The organism is Streptomyces sp. NPDC002851 (genome assembly GCF_053591935.1).
The window spans coordinates 119778-144464 of sequence record NZ_JBSFUT010000020.1; the positions used below are offsets into that span (position 1 = coordinate 119778).

The window sequence follows — 24687 nt, forward strand, 5'->3', positions numbered from 1 at the left end:
CGACACGGCGTGGCATTGCGCCAAGGCCACCCATTTGGCGGGGCCTGTGCTCCAGGAGAAGAGCGGGTTTCCGGGGTAAACACGAGTCCCGGAAATGCACTGAAGCGTTGAATCCCGCGCAGTCCCCTTCCCAACCGGGATGTGACGCGCAACACTCGCAGGCGCTGGGCGCAGGGCCCGGCCCCCAGTGCATGAGCATTGCCACCGCACCCGCAGAAGTGAGGGCAAGTCATGTCCCTGCAAGAAGATTTGACGGCTGTTCAGCGCTCTCTCGACGATCTCGCCCGCGCCGTCGGTCGGCTCGAGCAGAGCGTCGGCGAGGGCCCGGACATCCGCCGGGTCCGCTCGGACACCGATCATCTGCGCGCCAGCATCACGCTGCTGCGCCAGAACTGTGAGAACTCGACCGCGGCACGGCACGCGGAGCGTCGCGAGATGATCCCGGTCCCGGACAAGCCGTACGACAGCTCGAAGTGGACCGACGTCGACGACGAGGGCCTTGGCGCCCGCGACCGCCACGCGCCCTGATCGCACGCTGATCGCACGCCGATCGCCGCAAGCTCGCACCCGGCCGGGCACACCCGGTGCCCGGGCCGGACCCACCCCCCAAGAGCTACCGCCCCTGGAGGCCTCCTTGGCCACTGGCACCGAACCCGACCTCAATACCGCGGGCGGCGTGCGCGACGCTTCACGTGCCGCGATCGCCGCCCCTCATCTGCGTACCGACCGCTGGTGGCTGGCGCCCGCGGCCACCGCCGCCGGGCTGTTCGCCTTCATCGTCTACTCGACCTGGCGGGCCTTCGCGAACGCCGACTACTACGCGGCGCCCTATGTCTCGCCGTTCTACTCGCCCTGTCTCGCGGAGAACTGCGTCCCGATGAAGGGCGGGCCCAACTGGGAGATCTTCGGCTCCTGGTGGGGGCTCTCGCCCGCGCTGCTCATCCTGATCTTCCCGCTCGGCTTCCGGCTGACCTGCTACTACTACCGGAAGGCCTACTACCGCGGCTTCTGGGCGTCGCCGCCCGCCTGCGCGGTGGCCGAGCCGCACGCCAAGTACACCGGTGAGACGCGGTTCCCGCTGATCCTCCAGAACATCCACCGCTACTTCTTCTACGCGGCGGTTCCGGTGGCGGGCATCCTGACGTACGACACCGTGCTCACCTTCCGCGACGAGCACTACGAGTGGGGCCACATGGGCCTCGGCACCCTGGTGTTCCTGGTCAACATCGGGCTGATCTGGGCGTACACCCTGTCCTGCCACTCCTGCCGGCACATCGTGGGCGGCAAGCTCAAGCACTTCTCGAAGCATCCGGTGCGGTACCGGATGTGGCAGTTCGTGGGGCGGCTCAACGCCCGTCACATGCTGCTCGCCTGGGCTTCCTTGATCAGCGTCGCGCTCGCTGACTTCTACGTGTATCTCGTCGCATCCGGCGCCTTCGACGATCCGAGGTTGTTCTGAATGTCTCAAGTGGAGCGGCAGCAGTGGGATGTCGTCGTCGTGGGCGCGGGCGGCGCCGGTCTGAGAGCCGCCATCGAGGCGCGTGAGCAGGGCGCACGTACCGCCGTGATCTGCAAGTCGCTGTTCGGCAAGGCCCATACGGTGATGGCCGAGGGCGGCATCGCGGCGGCGATGGGCAACGTCAACGACGGCGACAACTGGCAGGTGCACTTCCGCGACACCATGCGCGGCGGCAAGTTCCTCAACCAGTGGCGGATGGCGGAGCTGCACGCGCAGGAGGCCCCGGACCGGGTCTGGGAGCTGGAGACCTGGGGCGCGCTCTTCGACCGCACCGGGGACGGCAAGATCTCGCAGCGCAACTTCGGCGGGCACGAGTACCCGCGGCTCGCCCACGTCGGCGACCGTACCGGCCTCGAACTCATCCGCACCCTCCAGCAGAAGATCGTCTCGCTGCAGCAGGAGGACAAGCGTGAATTCGGGGACTACGAGGCCCGGCTGAAGGTCTTCCAGGAGTGCACCGTGACGCGCGTCCTGAAGGAAGACAGTCCCGAGGAGACAGCATCCATTAGCGGCTCCGCCGCGGGCCGGGTCTCCGGGGTCTTCTGCTACGAGCGCGAGTCCGGCCGGTTCTTCGTCATCGAGGCGCCCTCCGTGGTGATCGCCACCGGCGGTATCGGCAAGTCCTTCAAGGTGACGTCGAACTCGTGGGAGTACACCGGGGACGGGCACGCGCTCGCGCTGCTCGCCGGGGCGCCACTGCTGAACATGGAGTTCGTGCAGTTCCACCCGACGGGCATGGTCTGGCCGCCGTCGGTGAAGGGCATCCTGGTCACCGAGTCGGTGCGCGGGGACGGCGGGGTCCTGCGGAACTCCGAGGGCAAGCGGTTCATGTTCGACTACATCCCCGACGTCTTCAAGGAGAAGTACGCGGAGACGGAGGAGGAGGGCGACCGCTGGTACGACGACCCCGACCGCAACCGGCGCCCGCCCGAGCTGCTGCCGCGCGACGAGGTGGCGAGGGCCATCAACGCCGAGGTGAAGGCGGGCCGCGGCTCACCGCACGGCGGGGTGTTCCTCGACGTGTCGACCCGGATGCCCGCCGATGTCATCCGGCGTCGGCTGCCGTCCATGTACCACCAGTTCAAGGAGCTGGCCGACGTCGACATCACGGCCGAGGCGATGGAGGTCGGGCCGACCTGCCACTACGTGATGGGCGGCATCGCGGTCGACTCGGACACCGCGGCCGCACGCGGGGTGCCGGGGCTCTTCGCGTCCGGTGAGGTCGCGGGCGGTATGCACGGCTCCAACCGGCTCGGCGGCAACTCGCTCTCGGACCTGCTCGTCTTCGGGCGCCGGGCCGGGCTGCACGCCGCGCAGTACGCCAAGGGGCTGGCCGGTCCGGACGTACGCCCGGTGGTGGCCGAGGAGCAGATCGACGCGGCGGCGGCGGAGGCACTGCGGCCGTTCTCGGCGGAGACACCGGAGGCAGCACAGGCCGCCGAGAGCCGGTCGCTCAAGGCCGAGGGCCGGTCCGCGAAGACGGACGACAAGGACGACAAGGACGACGAGGCCAGGCCGCCGGAGAATCCGTACACGCTCCACCAGGAGCTCCAGCAGACCATGAACGACCTGGTCGGCATCATCCGGCGGGAGCACGAGATGGGCCGGGCCCTGGAGAAGCTCGCCGACCTGCGGGTGCGGGCGCGGCGGGCCGGGGTCGAGGGGCACCGCCAGTTCAACCCGGGCTGGCACCTGGCGCTCGACCTGCGGAACATGCTCCTGGTCAGCGAGTGCATCGCGCGCGCCGCCCTGGAGCGGCAGGAGAGCCGCGGCGGCCACACCCGGGAGGACTTCCCCGGCATGGACCGCGACTGGCGCCGGATCAACCTGCTCTGTCGGCTCGCCGACCCGACCGGCGGGCTCGCCGCGACCGATCCGGTACGCGGTCAGATCCGGCTCGAACGCCGCGAGACCGAGCCCATCCGACCGGACCTGCTCGCCCTCTTCGAGAAAGAAGAGCTGGTCAAGTACCTCGCCGAAGAGGAGCTTTACGAATGAGTTCGTACACGGCGGCCTTCCGGGTCTGGCGCGGCGACACCGGCGGCGGTGACCTGGAGGACTTCAAGGTCGAGGTCAACGACGGTGAGGTGGTGCTCGACATCATCCACCGCCTCCAGGCCACCCAGGCCCCCGACCTGGCGGTCCGCTGGAACTGCAAGGCGGGCAAGTGCGGTTCGTGCTCGGCGGAGATCAACGGGCGGCCGCGGCTTATGTGCATGACGCGGATGTCGGTGTTCTCGCGGGACGAGACGATCACGGTGACGCCGCTGCGGGCCTTCCCGGTGGTACGGGACCTGGTCACGGACGTCGGCTTCAACTACACCAAGGCCCGGGAGGTGCCGTCCTTCGTGCCGCCGCCCGGGCTCGGTCCCGGTGAGTACCGGATGCGGCAGGAGGACGTGGACCGGTCGCAGGAGTTCCGTAAGTGCATCGAGTGCTTCCTGTGCCAGGACACCTGCCACGCGGTCCGCGACCACGAGGAGAACAAGGAGGCCTTCGCCGGACCGCGGTTCCTGATGCGCGTCGCCGAGCTGGACATGCACCCCCTGGACGCGGCGGACGAGACGGGCCTCGACCGCAAGGCGACGGCCCAGGAGGAGCACGGCCTCGGCTACTGCAACATCACGAAGTGCTGTACGGAGGTCTGCCCCGAAGGCATCAAGATCACGGACAACGCCTTGATCCCCCTGAAGGAACGGGCCGTCGACCGGAAGTACGACCCGCTGGTGTGGCTGGGGAACAAGATCGCGCGGCGACGGGCGTGACTACCGGCCCGTCCGGAAAATCCAGCCCGTCCGGCGTTTGAGGACGAGCCCCTCCCCCAAGCTCTCAGCTTCGTTCGAGCAGGGAGGTACCCCCCTGGGGCGAAAGGGGGTCTGGGGGCAGAGCCCCCAGTTACGGGAAGGGGCGGGGCTGGGGACAAATCACCCGGTCGCGCCCCGCACCCCGCGGACATACGCTCACAAACGTGACGTCTTCCCGTCCACTGCCTCGCACAGCCGTCCGGGGCGTTTTCGTCTGCCTCGCACTGGTCCTGCTGCCGATGCCCGCCGCAGGCACCCGCGCCCTGGCCGATGAGCCCATCCCCCTCGCCCGGACGGGACAGATCACCGACCGGGCCGGGGCGCTCGGAGACCGGCAACAGGCCGTCGAGCGCGCCCTCGACCGGCTCCACGACCAGCGCGGCGTGCGGCTCTTCATCGCGTACGTACGTAATTTCTCCGGCTGGGACGCCACGGACTGGGCGTACGACACCGCGCGGCGCAACGGGCTCGACCGGGACGACGTGCTGCTCGCCGTCGCCACGCAGGACCGCGAGTACGCCTGGTCGGCCCACCGCGAGTCGCCGCTGACCCAGGCGCAGCTCCAGGGCGTGTCCAAGACCGCGATCCTGCCGCCGCTGCGCAAGGACGACTGGGCCGGGGCCGCGATCGGCGCCGCCGACGGCTACCGGGCGGTGCTCGCCGGAAAGCCGGTGCCGAAGCCGTCGGTCAAGCCGGGTCCCGTCGCCCCCGGCGAGGCCCGCTCCGCCACGGGGGATCTCGTGCTGCCGATCGTGGCCGTCGGCGGCGCCGCTGCCCTGGCCGTGTACGCGGCCACCCGGCGCAAGCACCGCGTCGCCACCCGCACCACGCCGCACGGTGGGCGAGTGGTGCCGGGCCCGCCGCCGCGGCCGCTTTCCGAGCTCCACGAGCGGGCCGCGCGCCTACTCGTCGAGGCGGACGACGCGGTCCGCACCAGCACCGAGGAACTCGGCTTCGCCGCCGCCCAGCTCGGCGCGGCGGCGGTCCGGCCTTTCGGCGACGCGGTGGCGTACGCCGAGGAGGAGCTGCGGGCCGCGTTCCGGCTGCGGCAGCAGCTCGACGACGGCGCACCGGAGGACGATGCCGCGGTGCGGCGGATGCTCGACGAGATCATTTCGCGGAGTACGGAGGCCAACCACCGCCTGGACCTGGCGGCCCAGGACTTCGACGCTCGCCGGGACCTGGAGAAGCTCGCGCCTGAGGCCCTGAACCACGCCGAGGCCGCGTTCCGCGACGCCGCCGGGCGCACCGGCACCGCCGAGGCGACCCTGACGGCGCTCGCCGGGCGGTACGCGGACTCCGCGTCGGCGCCCGTGGCCGGGCACGCCGAGGAGGCCAAGGAACGCCTGGTGTTCGCCGCGGACCGGATCGACCGGGCCCGGCAGGCGGTCGAGGCCGGGGACAACGCCACGGCGGCGGTCCAGGTCCGGGCCGCGGAGGCCGCCGTCGGCCAGGCGGTGATGCTCGTCGACGCGGTGGACCGGCTGGCCCAGGAGCTCGCCGAGGCCGCCGGAAAGCTGCCCAGCGCGCGCACCGAAACGGAAGGCCACGTGACGGAGGCCCGCGCGCTGCTCCAGGACGCCCCCGAGGACACCTCGACGGCCGAGGTGGAGAGGCGGCTCGTCATCGCGGAGCGGGTGCTCGGCGACGTAAGCGACGAAGTGGAGGCCATGGGCGCCGCACGGTACGACCCGATGGACGCACTGCGCCGGGTCGAGGAGGCGGACGCCGCGCTCGCCGAGGCACTGTCCGGGGCGGGGCGGGGCGAGCGGAAGGACGCGGCGCAACGCTCCCGGGCCCTGCTCGACCAGGCCCTGCTCGCCGCGCGCAGCAGCATCGGGACGGCGTCGGACTACCTCACGACACATCGTGGCGCCGTCGCCTGCCCGGCCCGGACCCGGCTCACTCAGGCCCAGCGGCAGCTGGCCCGCTCGGACGCCGTGGCGGACCGGGACGCGGTCACCGCGCTCGCGGAGGCCCGGCGCGCGGACGCCCTGGCCCGCGAGGCACGGGAGCTCGCGGGGCGGGACGTGGCGGCGCGGGGCGGGCCGTACGGCGGTGCGGAGGGCGACGAGAGGGCCGCGGGCGGGGCGGTGATCGGCGGGATCCTGCTTGAGGGTGGACGGACCGCGCGGTTCGGCGGAGGGGGGACCACCATCAGCCCGTCCGGCGCTTGAGGACGAGCGCGCCCCCAGACCCCCGTAGGACGCCCCCTAGAACATACTCAGCAGCGTCTCCACGGAGGGCTCCTGCGGTGACGTCCCGTCGGGCAGCGGGAGTTCGAACCAGACCGTCTTGCCGCGGGGCGTTCTGCGGGAGCCCCAGGAGGCGCTCAGCAGGCCGACCAGCTGGAGCCCTCGGCCGCCTTCGTCCGTGGCGCGGGCGCGGCGGCGGCGGGGCTGGACCAGGCCGGCGTCCCAGACCTCGCAGACCAAGGTGCGGTCGAGCAGCAGGCGGAGCCGTATCTCGCCCTCGCCGTACCGCAGCGCGTTCGTGACCAGCTCGCTGACCAGCAACTCCGTGGTGTCGACGAGCGCTTCGAGGTCCCAGGACGCCAGCTGGGCGCGGGCCAGCTCGCGGGCGCGGCCGACCGAGCGGGGCTCGCGGGGCAGCGCCCAGTCGCCGACGGACTCGGCGGGCAGGCCCTGCACGCGGGCCATCAGGAGGGCGATGTCGTCCTCGCCGTGGTGGGTGTCGAGGGCGCCGAGGACGTGGTCGCAGACGTCCTCGAGCGGACGCTTCTGTTCCGTTATGGCGCGGCGCAGCGCGCTGAGGCCCTCGTCGAGCGGGTGGTCGCGGGACTCCACGAGACCGTCGGTGTAGAGGGCGAGCAGGGCGCCCTCGGCGAGTTCGACCTCGACCTCTTCGAAGGGTTCGCCGCCGACGCCGAGCGGCATGCCCGGCGGTACGTCGAGCATCAGGGCCCCTTCGCCGGGCTCGACCAGGACGGGCGGCAGATGGCCCGCGTTGGCGAAGGTGCAGCGCCGGGTGACCGGGTCGTACACGGCGTACACACAGGTGGCGAGGTAGACCTCGGTGGGGTCGGTGTCCCCGAGGGAACGGCCCTGGAGGGAGCGGCGGGTGGACTGCGGGGACTGCTGCGGGCGCAGGGATCCCGAGGTGTTGCCGGGGGCGCCGAGGCCGCGGGCGATCTCGTCCAGGGCGGAGAGCACTTCCGCCGGTTCGAGGTCGAGGAGCGCCAACGTGCGTACGGCGGTACGGAGTTCACCCATGGCGACGGCGGCGCGCAGGCCGCGGCCCATGACGTCGCCGACGACCAGGGCGGTGCGGTGGCCGGGGAGTTCGATGACGTCGAACCAGTCGCCGCCCACCTCGGTGGCCGCGTTGCCGGGCAGATAGCGGCAGGCGATGTCGAGTCCGGAGGCCTCCGGGTCGCCGGGCGGGAGCAGGGAGCGCTGCAGGATCAGGGCGCGTTCGTGCTCGCGGCGGTAGAGGCGGGCGTTGTCGATGCAGACCGCGGCGCGGGCGGCGAGCTCCACGGCGAGGGCGCGGTCGCGTTCGCCGAACGGTTCGCTGCCCTTCGTACGGGAGAACCGGGCGAGGCCGACGACGATGTCGTGGGCGACCATCGGCACCGCGAGCGTGGACTGCACGAGGCCCGCCGTGCCCGCCGTGCCGGTTGCGCTCTTCGACTCCGTCGCGTCCCCGGGGATGTCGACCGGGCGGGCGGTGCGCAGGGCGTCCGCACAGGGCGAGTTGAAGGGGTAGCGGTGCACGGAGCCGACCTGCACGGCGTCCTCATCGAGTGGCGCGTCCGAGACGGCGCTCGCGAAGGCGACCCGGCGCAGTTCGGCGCTGCCGTCGGCGAGGCTGGCCCGCGCACCCGATGGCGTCGCGCTCTCGTCGCCGTCGAGCAGGCCCTGGTAGAGGTCGACGGAGGCGAGGTCACAGAAGACGGGGACGGTGACGTCGAGGAGTTCGCGGGCGGTGGTCTCCAGGTCGAGGGAGTTGCCGATACGGGCGCCCGCTTCGTTGAGCAGGGCGAGGTTGCGGCGGGCGTGGGCGGCCTCGCGGGCGGCGGCGTGCCGCCGGGTGACGTCGGTGCCGAGCCCGGCGACGCCGATGGGGCGGCCGCTGCCGCTGTGCACCCGGTAAAGGTTGATGGACCAGTGACGGCGCTCGGTCGATCCCGGTGCGGGGCCGACGATCTGCATGTCGGTGACGGCCTCGCCGGTCTCCAGGACGTGTTGCAGGGCGGCGGACATCCGGTCGGCCTCGTGCCGGGGCAGATAGTCGCGCACGGTGCGGCCGCGGTGCTCGTCGACCGCGCCGCCGAATACGGAGGCGAAACGGCGGTTGGCGCGCAGCACCCGCAGATCCGTACCGAACAGCAGGAAGCCGAAGGGGGATTGACCGAAAATGGCCTGGGACGCGGCGAGGTCGGTCTCGATCCGGCGCAGGGCGCGGACGTCCACGACGATGCAGACCGCGCCGCACTCGCCACGCTCGGTCCCGGTCGGCATCACATAGATCTCGGCGACGCCGTCGAGGGAGCCGTCCGACGCCATCCGGAACGGGACGACGCCCGTCCACTCCTTGCCGTCGAGGATCTCGGCGACCTTGCGGTGGCCCAGGTCCCGCAGGCTCTCGGGGACGAACGCCTCGATCGGGTCCTTGCCGACCGCCTCGGCCGCGGGCACACCGAAGAGCTGCTCCGCTCGGAGCGACCACTGGTCGATCACGCCGTCCGGGCCGAGGGAGAACGAGGCGACCTTGATGTAGTCGTAGATCGAGCCGGGCGGGCTGGCCTGCCACATGATGTTGTCCTGCGACGGCACCCCGGGCACGACCTCGGCACCCCGCGCTCCGGACGCGCCCTGCGAGCCTCGGCCCGTGGGCGTTCTCTCCGCCTCCTGAGCCGCGGATTGGCCCTCCGCCTCCCCGGCAGTGGGTGCGTCCTCCGCTTCCCGGGCAGTGGGTGCGCCCTCGGGCCCCGGAACCGCAGGTGCGCCCTCGGAACTCCGAACCGCAGGTGCGCCCTCGGAACCCCGGACCACAGGCTCGCCACCGGGCCCCGCGGCCGCGGCCGCGGCCTCACCACCGGCCCGCTCGGCGTCGTTCCGCTCACCACCGGCCCGCTCGGCGTGGACCCGCTCGCCGCCGGTCCGCTCGCCGTCGGCCCTCAGGACCGTCGGCCCGCGCTCGGGCCCCTGCGCCCCGGCTGGTATCTCGCTCACTGCGACCGTCCCCTCCAGCTCACCGCCACCGCACCGGCCCCCGGGCCCTGTCGGACGGCATGAAACCGGCCAGCACACCCCGCCGGAAGCGGAACGGCGGCAGCGTCAGCGAGCGCCCGCCCCCGGCGCGCACCCCGGCGAGGCCCGGCGTCCCGCACCGGTCCGCCCCCCGTACGCGCCCGCTCTCCGCCCTGCCGCTGCACCCGCCAGACCACCTCTCACCGGCGCACAAGGCGCCGTCCAGCCAAGCCGACCCATCCGCCGGACGGGCCACAGCCCGCAGTATCCAGCACTACGGCCGCAAGAAACACTGCGTTCACATCACCCGCCGGTAACGACACATTTCGGCCGCGCCGTCGGAGCCGCGCGATCCGCCCCTCCCTCAGCTGTCCTCGGGAAGGGAGAGCTCGAACCACACGGTCTTGCCCGTCCTGCCTTGTCGAGTACCCCATCGACGGGCAGAACAGGCCACCAACTGCAGGCCGCGGCCGCCTTCATCATCGGGGGCGGCGGTGCGTTCCCGGGGCGGATCCGGAAGCGGATCCGAAACTTCCACCCGTAGCGGGCCCGAGGGCGTGCCGGGGCGCACGAGGCGCACACCGATGGGCCCGGAGGCATATCGCAGGGAATTGGTCACCAACTCGCTGACCAGGAGTGCGGTCACGTCCCCGACCTCCTCGAGCCCCCAGTCACCGAGCTGCGCCCGGACCCGGGCCCGGGCGGTGCGGACGGCGCCGGGGTCGGCCGGGAAGGTCCACCAGGCGCTGCCGCCTTCGGTGTCGAGCACGCCGATCACTTCCAAAGACCCGGATCCAGACCCTTGGGGGCTTGTCCGGTTTGGTGGGGTTAATCAGCACATACCCGATATCCAGGAGTGGCTACCGCATACACGGGCGCACGGTGGCACGAAAGGCGTAGGACTCGGCCCCGGACGTCCCGCCCCTCATGTCTCCGTGAGCCGATGCGCCGCTTCCGCCACCGCGGGCCGGTCCGCTTCGAGCCAGTCCACGTCCCACACCTCGTCGGGCGCGAGCCAGCGCAGCGCGTCGTGATCTTCGAGCGGTCGTACGTCACTTACGTCGCCGGAGCGCAGTTTCGCCGTCCAGACCTGGAGGACATAGCCGGTGCCGCCGAGCGGCCACTCCCCCGGGATCCGCTCCAGGGGTTCGACGGTCACGCCGAGTTCCTCGCGCAGTTCGCGTACGAGGGCTTCTTCGGGGAGTTCGCCGGGTTCGACCTTGCCGCCGGGCAGCTCCCAGCGGCCCGCGTGTTCCGGGGGCGCGCTGCGGCGGGCGGCGAGCAGGCGCCCGGCGGCGCACAGGGCTGCGCCCACGACGAGGGTGCGTTCCGTCATGCGCCCAGAGCCTATGCGAGCCCGCGCCTGCTCCCGGCCCGCCGTCAGTGGCTGCGCTGCTTGTCGAGGTGCTCGACCCAGTACAGCTGTTTGTGCCCGCGGTCGTCGAGGCTGTCCGCGATCCGCTGGGCCTCGTCCCTGGTGGCGTATCTGCCGACGCGATAGCGATTGCCGTTGTCGTCCTGGCGTATGACCAGCCAGGGGAGCGTCGTACTGTCCTCGTTCATCGCGCTCCTCCCCGCGCCACCGGCATCCGGCACAGCCGGCCCCCCGGCGCGCTCTCTGACGAAACCGCAATCCGCATATGCCCGAGCCTACGCCCGACCTTTACTGAGCGGATATGGATTTACACAAAGAGGTACGCAATCGGCCATGTTCAGACCAGCACCCCGGGGGCGCACCACGTGGATGCGCCCCGGGGCCCAGGCCCGTAAGTCCGGCGAGCCTGCTCAGTCTGCCGTCCGCACCGTGGGCAGCGGCATCAGGACCGGCTCGGCGGCGGGCGACTTGCGGCAGACGTCGCCGCACTCCGCGTCGAGGGAGCAGCACAGGGAGCAGATGGGGCCCGCCTGGACCGGGCAGTCGGCGATGTCGGGCGCTCGTTCGCGCAGCGTCGTGGCAGCACCCGGTGCCGCGTGCCACACATCCGGCAGCGGCCGGGAGGGATTCTCCGTGTTCGAATGCGAGGGGCACACAGACTGGCTACAGTCGCGACTGTGAAGCTGGTCGTGCAAGTGAAGTTGCTCCCGACGCCCGTTCAAATGGAGGCACTTGAGGCGACGCTGCGCGTCTGCAACGAGGCGGCCTCATGGGTGGCCACTGTCGCGTTCGAACACGGTGTGCCGCGTGAGTACGAACTGCGCAAGCACACGTACGCCGGACTGAAAACGCGGGGGCTGGGGGCCCAGGCCGCCCAGCACGTCATCAAGAAGGCTTGCGACGCCTACACGACCCTCAAGGCCAACCTCAGGGCCGGGAACTATGGCAAGCCCGGCTCTCACAGGCATGCGCGGATCACTGCGAGGCCAGTCGCCTTCCGCAACGACGCTGCGCAGCCCTTCGACGACCGGTGCCTGTCCTGGCAATACGACCAGCGGACTGTCTCGATCTGGACCACCGACGGACGACTCAAGGGCGTGCGATACACCGGTCACCCGGACCACCTCAAGACCCTCGCGCAGTACCGCAAGGGCGAGAGCGATCTCGTATGGCGCGACGGTACGTGGTTCCTACTCGCCACGTGCGAGATCCCCGAAGTCCCGCTCAACCAGCAACCCGAGGGTTTCATCGGCGTGGATCTCGGAATCGAGAACATCGCCACGACTTCGGACGACGCAGCACCGTTCGCCGGGCAGAAGCTGAATAGGTACCGGCGCCACCAGCTCCGCATCCGCGCCGAACTCCAGGCACGCGGTACCAAGAGCGCCAAGCGGAAACTCAAACGGCGCGCAAAGCGGGAGGCACGGCACGCCGCGCACGTCAACCACAAGATTGCCAAGGAGATCGTGGCCGAGGCTGAACGCACCGGACGCGGGATCGGTCTGGAAGAACTGACCGGAATCCGTGCACGGGTACGGCTCCGCAAGCCCCAACGGGTCACGCTCCACTCCTGGGCCTTCGGCCAGCTCATCGAATTCATCGCCTACAAGGCGAAGCGAGCCGGTGTGCCGGTCGTGTTCGTGGACCCCGCCTACACGAGCCGACGCTGCTCGTGGTGCGGGCACACCGAGAAGGCCAACCGACCCAACCAGGAAACCTTCATCTGCCGGTCGTGCGGCGTCGTTGCGCACGCCGACTGGAACGCGGCCCGCAACATACGTCAGGCCGCTGAGAACGTTTGGGGCGCAGTCAACCGCCCTCATGCGGCAGTACCGTCACAACCAGTGGCGTCCCTGACCGCAAGCCCAGCCCTCTAGGGCCGGGTCGTTGACGGCTGCGAACATGTTCATCGCTATCGGCGTCAACGCGATGGCGAGGCCGAGGAGGGTGCACGAACACCCGGTCGACGTGCCGGTGCGCGACGGGAACGCGCCGCGCTCCTCGCCAGGCGCGGGCTCGGCGCAGCTGCGCTTGGCGGGGAAAGGAGTCGGAGCGGGTTGACTCGCGATCACTGCGGCACGGACGTGCTGTTCGGCTATCGATCAGCCAGTCGTGCCAGGACGCGGCCAACTGCCGTGTTTTCCCGGTCACTTGACCGGCAGGTGGTATGCGATCCGGTAGCGGTCGGCGGGTACGACGACGTCGGCCGTCTCCACCGGGCGGCCTGACGCGTAGTACGTACGCGAGATGACCAGGACCACGTGCCCCGGTACGCCGCCGAGTTCCTGGAGTTCCTCGGCGAGGCCGGGGCGGGCGCCGACCTCCTCCGCGACGTTGTCCACGATCACGTCGATCGCCGCCATCCGCTCCACCACGCCGCAGCCGCCGAGCGGGCCCTCCTCGGGGAGCATCACCGGGGTGCGGCCCGTGACGGCCAGGGGCTCCCAGGAGGTGGAGAGCATCACCGTCTCGCCCGCGTCCCTGAAGACGTACGACGTACACATCACGCGGTCGCCGGGCTTGATGTCGAGCCGCTCAGCCACCTCCGCGGTGGCCGTGGCCTGCTCGCTGCGCGATTCCCAGGTGCCCCGCGCGGAGCTCTCGGCCTGCTCCTGGCGGAACGGGGTCGACCCGGTCGCGCGGTACGCGGCGCGGGAGACGCGGCGCGGCACGGGGCGCTCGCGTACATACGTACCCGAGCCGGAACGGCCCTCGACCAGGCCCTCGGCCATGAGGACCTTGCGGGCCTCCAGGGCGACGGTGTCCGAGACGCCGTACTCCTGGCGGATCCGGGCCTGCGAGGGGAGCCGGGTGTGCGGCGGCAGCGCCCCCTCGACAATCTGCTTCCGGAGGTCGTCCGCGACCCGCAGATACGCCGGCTGCTCACCGATTGTCACTGGCCACTCCCATCAGGTTGACAGACAGCAACAGACTGGCAACCGTGGGTTGTGAGCCGCAACCTAAGGCCAATGAATCACTCGAAGTGATGCCATTTGACGTCAGGAGCTTGCCCAGGGGGCCTTTCGCGGCTAGGCAGTTGAATTTTGCCCAGGAGCCGGATGAGGAAACGGCTTGGGCCCGCTATCGCCGGACATGTCGTTACCGAGTGTGTACGCGTGGCAGGGCCGGGTGTCACGCTGCGTCACGGTCCGTGCGGGGTGCGGGAGTTGGCCGTACGGGTGGCTGCGGCAGGTCAGACCTGGCGACCGGCGCCGGGTCCGCCGTCGAGGTCACCGGAGCCACCACTGGTCGCCCCACCGGAGGAACCTGAAGTGCCGCCGGAGGAACCACCAGAGGCACCGCCGGAAGAACCGCCGGAGGAACCCGAAGAACCGCCGGAAGAGCCGTCGCCCCCGCGCCCGGTGTCCCGCACCGACCCCGTAAGGGTCCCGCCGTTCTCGTCGCCGACGAGGCAGGTCACCTCGCGGTCGCCGAGCCGCCAGCTCTGCCGCGTCGGGTAGAAGAAGTAGTCGTAGACGCTGTCGGGCAGCGCCGAGACATCGCCGATGTACTCCTTGGCGAACCGCGCGCACGTGGCGTTGGCGCGCGCCGCGATGGCGCTCTCGCCCGGGTAGGCGCTGTCGCCGCCGGTCAGCCGGAAGGACCCGTACGCCTCGCCGTCGTGCTCCTCGGTGCAGGGCACGATGTCCACGTCCGTCGTCTCGCCCTCCAGCTTGCCGGTCGGGGAGTTGAAGCAGTCGCCCGCGTCGAGCGTGAACGGGGTGTTGCGCCGCGAGTCCTCGGCCGCGCTCGTGAACCCGGCCCAGAAGCTCGCCGCCCAGCCGAGCGTGAAGGCCAGGACGAGGAAGACGACACCGATCGAGGAGAGCACCACACCGGCGATCGCCATGCCCTTGCCGCGCTCGCCCCGCTTCTTGATCTGGGACAGCGAGACGAGGCCGAAGATCAGGCCGAGTGGCGCAAGCAGGCCGCAGAGGAGGCCGAGCACGAGCGAGGTGATGGCGAGCCCGTTGACCGGAGGCGGCGGCGCGTAAGGGCCGGGCCCGTACGGGTGGTACGGACCCTGGGGGCCGTACGGCGCGGGTCCCGGCATGCCGTACGGCGGCTGCGCACCGCCCTGGCCGTAAGGCGGCGGCTGCTGGCCCTGCGGAGGCGGAGGTATGGCCACGAGTACGGCGCTCCTGATCGATTCGGTCAAACAGTTGCGCGAATCGTACGCCGGTGCCCCCGCACGCACCGGGGGGCCCTGCCGTAACGGGAGTTGTCCCCAGACCCGCCCCTTCCCGGCTGTGTCGATATGCGGCTAACGCCGCGTGGTTCAGCAGCGGCTTCGGGGCCCGCGACGTTAGCCGCTGATGGATGCAGCGCCCCCGGACCCCCGCTCCTCAAACGCCGGAGGGGCTCATTTTGCCTACTCTGCCCACATGACCGCTCTGCCCGACTACGTCTGCCCCGTCGACGGCACCCGAGTCCGTGCCGCGTCCCTCGCCTGGTGCTGCTCCGCCTGCCGAGGCCCGCTGGACCTCGACTTCCACCCCACGCCCACGCCGCTCAAGTCGCTCACCGGACGCGTCAACTCGCTCTGGCGGTACGCCGAATCGCTGCCGCTCCCCCGGACCTCGGTCAGCCTGGGCGAGGGTCGTACCCCGCTGGTCGAGCTCGACGGGCGGATCTCGGCCAAGCTGGACTTTCTGATGCCGACGCTCTCCTTCAAGGACCGCGGCGCCGTCCTGCTCGCCGAACTCGCCCTGCGCCTCGCCCCGGAGCGTGTCATCGCCGACAGCAGCGGCAACGCGGGCACGGCCGTCGCCGCGTACTGCGCCCGCGCGGGGCTCGACTGCGTCGTGTACGTGCCCGCCGCCACGTCCGCGAAGAAGACCGAGCAGATCCGGGCGCACGGGGCACGGGTCGAGCGGGTCGACGGGGGCCGCGAGGCCACGGCGCGCAGGGCGCGCGCGGTGGCGGACACGCCGGGCACGTTCTACGCCTCCCACGTCCACAACCCGTACTTCCTGCACGGCACCAAGACGTACGTGCACGAGATCTGGGAGGACCTGGGCGGCCGTCTGCCGGACGCGCTCGTGGTCCCCGCGGGCAACGGCACCCTGCTGCTCGGCGCCGCCCTGGCCCTGCGCGAGCTGCACACCGCGGGCCTGGTCGACCGCCTTCCCGCGCTCTACGCGGTGCAGGCCGCCGCGGTCGCGCCGCTCGCGGCGGCCTGGTCCGCGGGCGCGCCCGAACTGCTCGCGCCGCAGCCGGTGCGGCCCACGCACGCCGAGGGCATCGCCATCCCCCGGCCACCCCGGGCACGGCAAATCCTCGCGGCGGTACGGGAGTTCGGCGGCGGCTTCCTGACGGTCCCGGAGCCCGCGCTCCGGTCCGCCCAACGGGACCTCGCGCGGCGCGGCCTGTACGTCGAGCCGACGGGGGTGGCCTGCTGGGCGGCGGTACGGGAGGGCGCGCTCGGGCGGCGCAGTGCGGTGGTGCCGCTGTGCGGGGCGGGCGCGAAGACGGGGATGGCGACGCCGGGGACCTAGCCCCTAGCCGTATCCGCACCGTAGGCAACAGCTACGGCTCGTGATTGTCCGCGTCGCACCCTGAACAAACCACCGTATTGCCGGACAATCGAGACAGGCGGGTTGGCCGCCCCAGCGCCGCGGGCCTGGCGTTTCGAGGGCAGGAGACACTCATGCATGCTGGCGATGTCGTCGAGACCTTGCCGACCGCGCTCCCGGACGACGACGTACTGTCCGCCGTCCGGATGGTGGTCCAACACGGCCTGCCCGGCCTAGTCGTCGCCGACGAGCGAGGCCATGTGGTGGGCTGCATGTCGTCGATCAACCTGCTGCACGTGGTGCTCCCGGAGTACTTCTTCGACGGCCCCTGCCTGGCCCAGGTGATCGACGAGAGCCACGCCGACCGGATCGCGGCGGAGCTGGTCGGCAAGCGCGTCCGCGACGTACTGGAACGGGTCACGGAGCCGATCCCGCACGTCCGGGCCGACGCCACGGTCGTCGAGCTCGGCGCGATCATGGGCCGGAGGCACTCCCCGTTCGCCCTGATCGAGCGCGACGGGGGCGGCATACTCGGCATCGTCACGGCCAACCGCCTGCTCGGGCTGCTCGCCGCCGCGGTGGCGGACACCTCCTCATGACCGAGGGTGGGCGCCGCCCACGCCGCCGGACCGCTCGGCGCGTCCTTCGTACGGCGCTGCTGCCCGCCGTGTTCTGGCTGCTCCTCTCCGGGCACTTCGAGCCGCTGCCGCTTGCCCTCGGCGTGCTCTCGGTCGCCGTGGTCTCCGGCCTGACGCTGCGGGCCGGGCTCGACCGGTACGGCGTGACGCCCGGGTTCGTGCTGCGGCTGCCGCGGTATCTGCTGTGGCTGAGCGGGCGCGTGCTCGGCGCGGGCCTCGCCGTGACGCGGACGGTGTGGTCGCCGCGGCTCGCGCTGCGTCCCGTGGTGCTGCCGACCCCCGCGTCCGGCCTGCGTGAGCGGTCCCTCGTCCTCTACGCGAACTCGATCACGCTGACTCCGGGCACGCTCTCCCTCGACGTCGGTGAGGACCGGATCGAGGTGCACAGCCTGGAGCGGGCCGGGGTCGAGGAGCTCCGCGGCGGCGCCATGTTGAGCCAGGTGCGGCGGACGGAGGGGGCGCGACGATGATCCTCGCCGTCATGGCGGCACTCCTCGTGACCATGGTGCTCGTGCTGCTTCGCGCGTTCGTGGGGCCCGACCGCTACAACCGCATCCTCGCCGTCAACACCTTCGGCACCAAGACCGTGCTGTTCATCGCGATCGCCGGATTCCTCTTCGGCCGCCCCCAGTTCCTGGACATCGCGATCCTCTACGCCCTGGTCAACTTTCTCGCGACCATCGCCGTACTGCGCCTGACCCACTATCAGGAGCTGGTGGGCGGCCCGGAGGGAGGCGGGCCCTCATGAGCGTCGTCGAGGTGGTGAGCGGCGTACTCCTGACCGCCGGTGGTCTGGCCCTGCTCTCCGGCGGGGTGGGCCTGCTGCGCTTCCCGGACTTCTTCTCCCGTATCCACGCCGTCGGCGTCACCGAGTCCGCCGGGGCCGGGCTGATCCTGCTCGGCCTGCTGCTGCGGTCCCCCGCCTGGGGCACCGCGGTCCGCCTGCTGATCATTCTGCTGTTCCTGACGCTGACCAGCCCGACCGCGACGCATGTCCTGGCGCATGCCGCGCGACGGGACGGCGTGCACATCTGGCAGGAGGGTGACCCTCGCCGCTGATGACGCCCTTCACCCTCATCAACGTCAGCCTGCTCGCCATCCTCACGGCGACCGCCGTCACCGTGACGCGGCTGCGCGCCCTGTACGAGGCGACCATGCTGACGGCGCTGTTCAGCCTGGTCACCGCGAGCCTCTTCGTGCTCCTCGACGCCGTGGACGTGGCGTTCACCGAGGCCGCCGTCGGCGTCGGCATCAGCACCGTGCTGCTCCTCGGCATGCTCGCCCTGACCCGGTCACGCGAGGCCGTCACCCCGCGCCGCCGACGCCTGCCCGGAGCGGTCGCCGTCGTCCTGGTCGGCGCCACGCTCGGCTACGCCGGGCTCGACCTGCCCGAGTTCGGCGCCACGGACAGCCCCGTACAGCGCCACCCCGTCACGGACATGTATCTGCACCGGTCCCAGGAGGACATCGGCATCCCCAACACCGTCACCGCCGTCCTCGCGAGCTATCGGGGGCTCGACACCCTGGGCGAGCTCGTCGTCATCTTCACCGCTGGTCTCGCCGTACTGTCGCTGCTCGGCCCCCTCCCCCGGCCCGAACAGACCCGGCCGACCCTGGAGTTCCAGCTCGCCGCCGACTACCGCGTCATCCGCGTCGTCAGCGGCGCGCTCATGCCGCTCATCCTGCTGTTCGCGCTCTATGTGCTCTTCCACGGCGAGTACGGGCCCGGCGGCGGCTTCCAGGCCGGGGTGATCTTCGCGGCCGGATTCGTCCTGTACGGCCTGGTGTTCGGGCTCGACCGCGCACAGCAGGTGGTGCCGCGCGCCGCGCTGTGGCTGCTCTTCTCGCTCGGGCTGCTCGTCTACGTCGGGCTCGGCGTGACCACCGTGCTGCTCGGCGGGGCGTTCCTGGACTACGACCTGCTCGCCCCGGGCCACCCCGAGGCCGGGCAGCGGCTCGGGATCCTGGTGGTCGAGACGGCCATCGGCATCACCGTCGCGGCGGTCATGACGACGATCTTCTTCGGCTTCGCGGGCCGCGGCATCTCGTCGCCGGTGCGTCGGGAGGAGCCGCGGTGATCGCTTCCCACTACCTCTACTGGGCCTGCTTCGCGCTCGTCCTGATCGGGCTCTACGTCGTCATCAGCCACGGCAACCTGGTGAAGAAGCTGATCGGTCTCACCCTGTTCCAGGTCGGGGTCTTCCTCTTCTACATCGGCCTCGGCAAGCAGGACGGCGGCAGCGCGCCGACCATCTCCGACGGCATCGAGCGCTACTCGCACCCACTGCCGCAGGTCCTCATCCTCACCGCCATCGTGGTCGGCGTCGCCACCCTCGCCGTCGGACTCGCCCTGGCCGTCCGGGTCTTCGAGACATACGGCACCGTGGAGGAGGACGAGGTACACGGACACGAGTCCGTCGACGACCGGGCACGCGCACACGACTCCGGCGACCGCGAGGGTGACGGGTCGTGACGGGGCAGCTGCCGGTGCTCCAGGTGGCGGTGGCCCTTGCCTGCTCCCCGCTGTGCGTGCTTGTGCGGTCCCGGCTGGTGGCCCGGCTCCTGTTCCTGGCCGCCGCCCTGTTCTCGCTGGGCTGCGGCATCGCGCTCGCCGACCATGTGGCCGGACGCGGCGCGACGCTGCGGTACGCGGTGGGCGGCTGGCCCGCGCCGTACGGCATCGAGTTCGTGGTGAGCGGCTTCAATACCCCGATCCTGCTGCTCGTTTCGCTGACCGCGGTGGTCGTCGCGGTCTACAGCGCGGGCAGTGTCGCGACCGAACTCGACGACCGGCGCGCCCTGTTCCTGTACGCGTGCCTGTGCCTCGCCCTGGCCGGGCTGCTCGGCCTGACGGTCACCGGGGACGCGTTCAACGCGTTCGTGTTCCTCGAGATCAGCTCCCTGTCGATGTACGCCCTGATCGCCATGGGACGTCGGCGGCGCGCGCTCCTGGCCTCCTTCCGCTATTTGGTGCTCGGCAGCGTCGGGGCGCTGTTCCTGCTCCTCGGCATCGGATTGGCGTACGCGGTCACCGGCACCCTCAATATGGCCGATCTGACAGAGCGACTGACGGGCAGTCATGGCAACCGGGCGGTGCAGGCCGCGGTGGTCCTCGTGTTCGTCGGACTCGCGGTCAAGATGGCCGTCTTCCCGCTGCACGCCTGGCTTCCGGCGGCGTACGGGGAGGCGCCGTCCGCCGTGAACACGTTCGTCGCCGCCGTGGGCACCAAGGTCGCGATCTATGTGTTCTGCCGGTTCGCGTTCACCGTATTCGGGGCTTCGCTGGTGTTCGGGGCGATGCCCCTGGACCGGATCGGGCTGCTCCTTGCCGTCCTGGGGATGATGGTGGGCTCGGCGGCCGCGTGTTTCCAGAACGATCTGCGGTATGTGCTCGCCTGGTCGAGCGTGGCGCAGATCGGCTTCATCGTGGCCGGGGTCTGTCTGGCCACGTCGACCGGGGTCTCTGCCGCGTATCTGCACATGATCACGCACGCGGTGACCAAGGCGGCGCTGTTCGCGACGGCCGGGCTGCTGCTCCTGCGGCTCGGCTCGGTCCGGCTGTCCGCCCTCGCCGGGCTCGGCCGCCGCATGCCGTGGACCTTCGCCGCCTTCGTGGTGGCCGGACTCGGCCTGATCGGGGTGCCGCCGTCGGCGGGGTTCGTCAGCAAGTGGGCGCTGGTGGCGGCGATGGTCGAGCGGGGGCAGTGGCTCGTGCTCGCGGCGATGCTGGCGAGTTCGCTGATCGCGGTGGTGTACGTGGGGCGGATCGTGGAGGTCGCGTGGTTCCGCGAGCCGCGGGAGCCACGGGAACCACGCGCGCCTCGCGAGCCACAGGAGGCCAGGACCGGGGCTGGGGCTGAGGCGGGGGCGGGGGCGGCGGGACGGCCTCCGGCATCGATGGTCGCGGCGATCTGGTTCCTCGTCCTCCTCTCGCTCTATTTCGGGATCGACCCGACGCTCCCCGCCCACCTCGCCGATGCCGCCGCCGAGGCGCTGCTCGGAAACGCAGGAAACGGGGGTGGGTGAGGTGTCCGCGTCCGTCCTTCCCGTCGTGGTGGCGCTGCCCCTGCTCGTCTGCGGCGCCGTACTGCTGCTGCGGCACCGGCCGGTCGTACGGGACACCGCCTCGGTGGTCGGCGGGCTCGCGCTCGCCGGGCTTGTGCTCGCGCTGTGGCCGGTGGCCGGGCGCGGGCTGCGCTTCGAGCTGTGGACATGGCTGCCCGGACTGTCCCTGACGTTCCAACTCGAGCCGCTCGGCCTGCTGTTCGCCTCGGTCGCCGCCGTGCTCTGGCCGGTGACGGCCCTCTACACCGCCGGGTATCTGCGCGCCGAGCGGGACCCCCACCAGACCCGGTTCGCCGCCTTCTTCGCCGTGACGATCGGGTCCGCGATGTGGATCGCGCTCGCCGCCAACCTGATCACCCTGCTCATCGGGTACGAGCTGATGACCCTGGTGACCTGGCCCCTGGTCGGGCACCACGGCGACGGACCGGCGCGGCGCGGCGCCCGCTCGTACGTCGTCATCCTCCTCGCCACCTCCATCGGGCTGCTGCTCCCCGCGATCGTCTGGACCTGGGCGCTGGCCGGAAGCACCGACTTCAGGCCGGGCGGGCTGCTGGCCGGGCAGGCCGGTTCCGGGGTGCTCACGCTGCTCTTCGCGCTCTATCTGTTCGGCCTCGGCAAGGCGGCGCTGATGCCGGTGCACCGTTGGCTGCCCGCGGCGATGGTGGCGCCCACCCCGGTGTCGGCGCTGCTGCACGCGGTGGCCGTGGTCAAGGCCGGGGTGTTCGCGATCCTGAAGGTCGCCGTGTATGTGTTCGGCCTGGACACGCTGCGGGCGAGCGGGGCGGCGTGGCCGATGATGTGGGTGGCGGCGTTCACGCTGATCGCCGCCGGGGTGGTCGCCGTACGGTCGGACAACCTCAAGCGCCGTCTGGCGTACTCCACGATCAGCCAACTCGCGTACATCGTCCTCGCCGTGACCGTGGCCAACGCCACCGCCACCGCGGGCGCCGCGCTGCATCTGGTCACCCACGCGGTCGGCAAGTTCACCCTGTTCCTGTGCGCGGGCGCGATCGCCGTCACGGCCGGGAAGCTCCGGGTCAGCGAGCTGGACGGGCTCGGCCGCACCATGCCGTGGACGTTCGGCGCGTTCCTGGCGGCGACGGTCTCGATCATCGGGCTGCCGCCGACGGCCGGCACCTGGAGCAAGTGGCTGATGCTCCTCGGCACGGCGGAGGCGGACCAAGTGGTGCCGCTCATGGTGCTGCTCGCCGGTTCCCTGCTGGCCGTGGCGTATCTGGTGCCGATCGTGGTCCGCGGATTCCTGCGGCCGTCCGCTGACCGGGCGGCCGACCCGCCGACGCATGGTGAGGCCCCGGTCGTGCTCGTCGGGCCGCCGGTCCTGACCGCGCTCGGCTGCGTCGCCCTGTTCTTCGGTGCGCAGGCGGTACTCGAACCGCTGGCCGGGATCCTGGAGTTGCCGTGAGACACGACCGCCGCCGCCCGCTGGACGATCCCCGCACGGTGACCCGCATCGTGTACGGCCTGGCCGCGATCTGCGGCCTTGCTCTGCTCGGCGACTTCTTCTACACCAAGGCCCCGCACTTCGCCGTCGAGCGCTGGTTCGGGTTCTACGCGGTCTACGGCTTCGTGTCCGCCGTATTCCTGATCTTCGCGGCCAAGGGCCTGCGCCGACTGCTCCGGCGCGACGAGAACTACTACGAGCCGCCGGAAGACGAGCCGCCGGATCGAGACGACCACGCGCCGCCGGAAGACGAGCCGCCGGACCGGGACGGCCACGCGCCGCCGGACCAGAGCCCCGACAAGCAGGACGAGCAGCCGTGAACGGACCCGCGATGACGACTGGCCCCGCTCTCAGCCCCGCCCTGCTCCTGCTGCTCGGCGCGGCCGGAGTGCCGTTGCTGCGCGGCCGGTGGCGCGGCGCCCTGATGCTGCTCACGCCGGTCGCCGGCCTGGTCGTGCTGTGGCTGCTGCCCGAAGGCACCGGCGCCGGCTTCGCGTTCCTCGGCCTGGAGCTGACCCCCGTACGCGTGGACGCCCTGTCCCGCCTGTTCGCCACCGGCTTCCTGGTCGCCGGGCTGCTCATCTCGGTCTACGCCCTGCACCTGCGGGACGCCCTGCAGCAGGCGGTGATCCTGCTGTACGCCGGGACCGCGGTCGGCGGCACACTCGCCGGTGACCTCGTGACGCTCTTCGTGTACTGGGAGCTCACCGGGCTCTCGTCGGCCTTCCTGATCTGGGCGCGCCGCACCGAACGCGGATACCGCGCGGGGCTGCGCTATCTGATCGCCCAGCTGATCTCCGGGTTGCTGATGCTGGCCGGGATCGCGCTGCGGGTGCGGGAGGGCGAGGGGCTCGCCTTCGGCCACCTCGGAGCCGACAGCGCCTCGGGCGCGTTGATCCTGGCGGCCATCGGCATCAAGTGCGCCTTCCCGCTGCTGCACGCGTGGCTGATCGATACCTACCCGGAAGGGACCGTCGTCGGGTCGGTGGCGCTGTCGGTGTTCACCACCAAGTTGGCGGTCTACACGCTGGCGCGCGGCTTCGAGGGCACCGACATGCTGGTGTGGGTGGGCGCGGCGATGACGGTGTTCCCGATCTTCTACGCGGTGATCGAGAACGATCTGCGCCGGGTGCTGTCCTACAGCCTGATCAACCAGCTCGGATTCATGGTGGTGGGCGTCGGCGTCGGCGGATCGCTCGGGATCAACGGAGCCAGCGCACACGCCGTCGCGCACATCGTCTACAAGGCCCTGCTGTTCATGAGCATGGGTGCGGTGCTGCACCGCACCGGAACCGTCAAGGGTTCCGAACTCGGCGGCCTGTACAAGTCGATGCCCCAGACCGCCGTGCTGTGCATGGTGGGCGCCGCTTCCATCTCCGCGGTCCCGCTGTTCTCCGGGTTCCCGGTGAAGGCGCTGACCATGGAGGCGGTCGCGCAGGAGCACCTCACCGTGATCTGGTTGCTGCTCCTGTTCGTCTCCGCCGGAGTGTTCCACTACGCCGGGATCAAGGTTCCGTACTTCGCCTTCTTCGCGCACGACCGGGGCCACCGGGTAGCCGAGGCCCCGCTGAACATGCGCGTGGCCATGACGTTGGCGGCACTGATCTGCGTGGGCATCGGGGTGGCGCCGGGTCTGCTGTACGGGCTGCTGCCGTACGCCGTGGACTACGCGCCCTACACGACACCGCACGTGGTCAACCAGCTGCAGCTCCTGCTGCTCGCCGCGATGGCCTTCACCCTCCTGGTCCGTACCGGCCTCTATCCCCCGGAGGTCCGCTCGGTCAACATCGACGCCGACGTGGTCTACCGGCGTCTCGCCCCGGCCGCCTGGCACGCACTGTCCTGTACCGCCTCGCACCTGGCCCGGGCGCTGGACGTTCCGCTGCGTCGGCGCGCGGGAGCCCTGTGGGGTGCGGCCACGGGAGCGGTGCGGCCGGGGGCGGGACTGGTGACTCCGTGGTCGACGCATGCGATGGTCTGGTGGGCGGCGCTGCTGCTCGGGGGCGTGCTCCTAGTGGCGCTCCTGTAGCCGCGTACCGCCCCCGGAGCATCAGAATCGGTATACCGAACCCGTGTCCGAGGCGGTGCGACA

Annotated in this window: 24 protein-coding genes; 17 read left to right on the forward strand and 7 right to left on the reverse strand. The window is 71.2% G+C overall.

Annotated elements, in window-relative coordinates:
• The first annotated feature begins 231 nt into the window (after positions 1 to 231).
• The 5 genes from ACWD10_RS22015 to ACWD10_RS22035 all read left to right on the forward strand — a co-directional run bounded on the left by ACWD10_RS22015 (position 232) and on the right by ACWD10_RS22035 (position 6500).
• The gene (locus ACWD10_RS22015; protein WP_451093476.1) at positions 232 to 528 is read left to right on the forward strand and encodes a hypothetical protein; all 297 of its coding nucleotides are present in this window, start codon (positions 232 to 234) and stop codon (positions 526 to 528) included.
• Between the two features lie 106 nt (positions 529 to 634).
• On the forward strand, positions 635 to 1459 hold the full coding sequence (locus tag ACWD10_RS22020) for a hypothetical protein (RefSeq protein ID WP_451093478.1): 825 nt from the start codon (positions 635 to 637) through the stop codon (positions 1457 to 1459).
• The gene (locus ACWD10_RS22025; protein ID WP_451093480.1) at positions 1460 to 3517 is read left to right on the forward strand and encodes a fumarate reductase/succinate dehydrogenase flavoprotein subunit; all 2058 of its coding nucleotides are present in this window, start codon (positions 1460 to 1462) and stop codon (positions 3515 to 3517) included.
• Entirely contained in the window at positions 3514 to 4284 is a 771-nt protein-coding gene (locus ACWD10_RS22030; RefSeq protein WP_451093482.1) for a succinate dehydrogenase/fumarate reductase iron-sulfur subunit, read from the forward strand. The genes ACWD10_RS22025 and ACWD10_RS22030 overlap by 4 nt, the downstream gene beginning before the upstream one ends.
• A gap of 203 nt (positions 4285 to 4487) precedes the next feature.
• Entirely contained in the window at positions 4488 to 6500 is a 2013-nt protein-coding gene (locus ACWD10_RS22035) for a TPM domain-containing protein (RefSeq protein WP_451093484.1), read from the forward strand.
• Positions 6501 to 6536: 36 nt separating this feature from the next.
• Here ACWD10_RS22035 and ACWD10_RS22040 read toward each other — a convergent pair whose 3' ends face one another.
• The 5 genes from ACWD10_RS22040 to ACWD10_RS22060 all read right to left on the reverse strand — a co-directional run bounded on the left by ACWD10_RS22040 (position 6537) and on the right by ACWD10_RS22060 (position 11519).
• Complete coding sequence (locus tag ACWD10_RS22040) at positions 6537 to 9101, reverse strand: SpoIIE family protein phosphatase (RefSeq protein ID WP_451093542.1); 2565 nt, start codon at positions 9099 to 9101, stop codon at positions 6537 to 6539.
• A gap of 802 nt (positions 9102 to 9903) precedes the next feature.
• Positions 9904 to 10317: an ATP-binding protein gene (locus ACWD10_RS22045; protein WP_451093544.1), complete on the reverse strand. Its 414-nt coding sequence runs from the start codon at positions 10315 to 10317 to the stop codon at positions 9904 to 9906.
• Between the two features lie 147 nt (positions 10318 to 10464).
• On the reverse strand, positions 10465 to 10875 hold the full coding sequence (locus tag ACWD10_RS22050) for a (deoxy)nucleoside triphosphate pyrophosphohydrolase (RefSeq protein WP_451093486.1): 411 nt from the start codon (positions 10873 to 10875) through the stop codon (positions 10465 to 10467).
• Between the two features lie 44 nt (positions 10876 to 10919).
• Positions 10920 to 11102 carry an SPOR domain-containing protein gene (locus tag ACWD10_RS22055; RefSeq protein ID WP_451093488.1) on the reverse strand — a complete coding sequence of 61 codons (183 nt, stop codon included), beginning with the start codon at positions 11100 to 11102 and terminating at the stop codon, positions 10920 to 10922.
• A gap of 222 nt (positions 11103 to 11324) precedes the next feature.
• On the reverse strand, positions 11325 to 11519 hold the full coding sequence (locus ACWD10_RS22060) for a hypothetical protein (RefSeq protein WP_451093548.1): 195 nt from the start codon (positions 11517 to 11519) through the stop codon (positions 11325 to 11327).
• A gap of 72 nt (positions 11520 to 11591) precedes the next feature.
• Here ACWD10_RS22060 and ACWD10_RS22065 point away from each other — a divergent pair, with 72 nt between their 5' ends.
• Entirely contained in the window at positions 11592 to 12791 is a 1200-nt protein-coding gene (locus ACWD10_RS22065; RefSeq protein ID WP_451093490.1) for an RNA-guided endonuclease InsQ/TnpB family protein, read from the forward strand.
• 270 nt (positions 12792 to 13061) lie between these two features.
• Here ACWD10_RS22065 and ACWD10_RS22070 read toward each other — a convergent pair whose 3' ends face one another.
• Both ACWD10_RS22070 and ACWD10_RS22075 read right to left on the reverse strand, forming a co-directional pair.
• On the reverse strand, positions 13062 to 13811 hold the full coding sequence (locus tag ACWD10_RS22070) for a GntR family transcriptional regulator (RefSeq protein WP_451093492.1): 750 nt from the start codon (positions 13809 to 13811) through the stop codon (positions 13062 to 13064).
• A 296-nt stretch (positions 13812 to 14107) separates the two neighbouring features.
• Complete coding sequence (locus ACWD10_RS22075) at positions 14108 to 15043, reverse strand: DUF4190 domain-containing protein (protein ID WP_451093494.1); 936 nt, start codon at positions 15041 to 15043, stop codon at positions 14108 to 14110.
• Between the two features lie 256 nt (positions 15044 to 15299).
• Between ACWD10_RS22075 and ACWD10_RS22080 the strand changes: the two genes are divergently transcribed.
• The 11 genes from ACWD10_RS22080 to ACWD10_RS22130 all read left to right on the forward strand — a co-directional run bounded on the left by ACWD10_RS22080 (position 15300) and on the right by ACWD10_RS22130 (position 24624).
• Positions 15300 to 16412, forward strand: a complete 1113-nt coding sequence (locus tag ACWD10_RS22080; RefSeq protein WP_451093496.1) for a pyridoxal-phosphate dependent enzyme — start codon at positions 15300 to 15302, stop codon at positions 16410 to 16412.
• Between the two features lie 152 nt (positions 16413 to 16564).
• A complete protein-coding gene (locus ACWD10_RS22085) occupies positions 16565 to 17029 on the forward strand; it encodes a CBS domain-containing protein (protein ID WP_451093498.1) in 465 nt (154 codons plus the stop codon).
• On the forward strand, positions 17026 to 17538 hold the full coding sequence (locus ACWD10_RS22090; RefSeq protein ID WP_451093500.1) for a Na+/H+ antiporter subunit E: 513 nt from the start codon (positions 17026 to 17028) through the stop codon (positions 17536 to 17538). Before ACWD10_RS22085 ends, ACWD10_RS22090 begins: the two co-directional genes overlap by 4 nt.
• Complete coding sequence (locus ACWD10_RS22095) at positions 17535 to 17816, forward strand: monovalent cation/H+ antiporter complex subunit F (RefSeq protein ID WP_451093502.1); 282 nt, start codon at positions 17535 to 17537, stop codon at positions 17814 to 17816. Before ACWD10_RS22090 ends, ACWD10_RS22095 begins: the two co-directional genes overlap by 4 nt.
• Complete coding sequence (mnhG, locus tag ACWD10_RS22100; protein WP_451093504.1) at positions 17813 to 18127, forward strand: monovalent cation/H(+) antiporter subunit G; 315 nt, start codon at positions 17813 to 17815, stop codon at positions 18125 to 18127. The genes ACWD10_RS22095 and mnhG overlap by 4 nt, the downstream gene beginning before the upstream one ends.
• Positions 18127 to 19146, forward strand: a complete 1020-nt coding sequence (locus tag ACWD10_RS22105) for a DUF4040 domain-containing protein (RefSeq protein ID WP_451093506.1) — start codon at positions 18127 to 18129, stop codon at positions 19144 to 19146. The genes mnhG and ACWD10_RS22105 overlap by 1 nt, the downstream gene beginning before the upstream one ends.
• A complete protein-coding gene (locus ACWD10_RS22110) occupies positions 19143 to 19541 on the forward strand; it encodes a cation:proton antiporter subunit C (protein ID WP_451093508.1) in 399 nt (132 codons plus the stop codon). The genes ACWD10_RS22105 and ACWD10_RS22110 overlap by 4 nt, the downstream gene beginning before the upstream one ends.
• Positions 19538 to 21094, forward strand: coding sequence for a proton-conducting transporter transmembrane domain-containing protein (locus ACWD10_RS22115; protein ID WP_451093510.1), 1557 nt, complete (start codon positions 19538 to 19540; stop codon positions 21092 to 21094). Before ACWD10_RS22110 ends, ACWD10_RS22115 begins: the two co-directional genes overlap by 4 nt.
• The gene (locus ACWD10_RS22120) at positions 21087 to 22556 is read left to right on the forward strand and encodes a proton-conducting transporter transmembrane domain-containing protein (RefSeq protein ID WP_451093512.1); all 1470 of its coding nucleotides are present in this window, start codon (positions 21087 to 21089) and stop codon (positions 22554 to 22556) included. The genes ACWD10_RS22115 and ACWD10_RS22120 overlap by 8 nt, the downstream gene beginning before the upstream one ends.
• Entirely contained in the window at positions 22553 to 22915 is a 363-nt protein-coding gene (locus ACWD10_RS22125; protein WP_451093514.1) for a hypothetical protein, read from the forward strand. Before ACWD10_RS22120 ends, ACWD10_RS22125 begins: the two co-directional genes overlap by 4 nt.
• 11 nt (positions 22916 to 22926) lie before the next feature.
• Positions 22927 to 24624, forward strand: a complete 1698-nt coding sequence (locus ACWD10_RS22130; RefSeq protein ID WP_451093516.1) for a Na(+)/H(+) antiporter subunit D — start codon at positions 22927 to 22929, stop codon at positions 24622 to 24624.
• Positions 24625 to 24687: the final 63 nt, after the last annotated feature.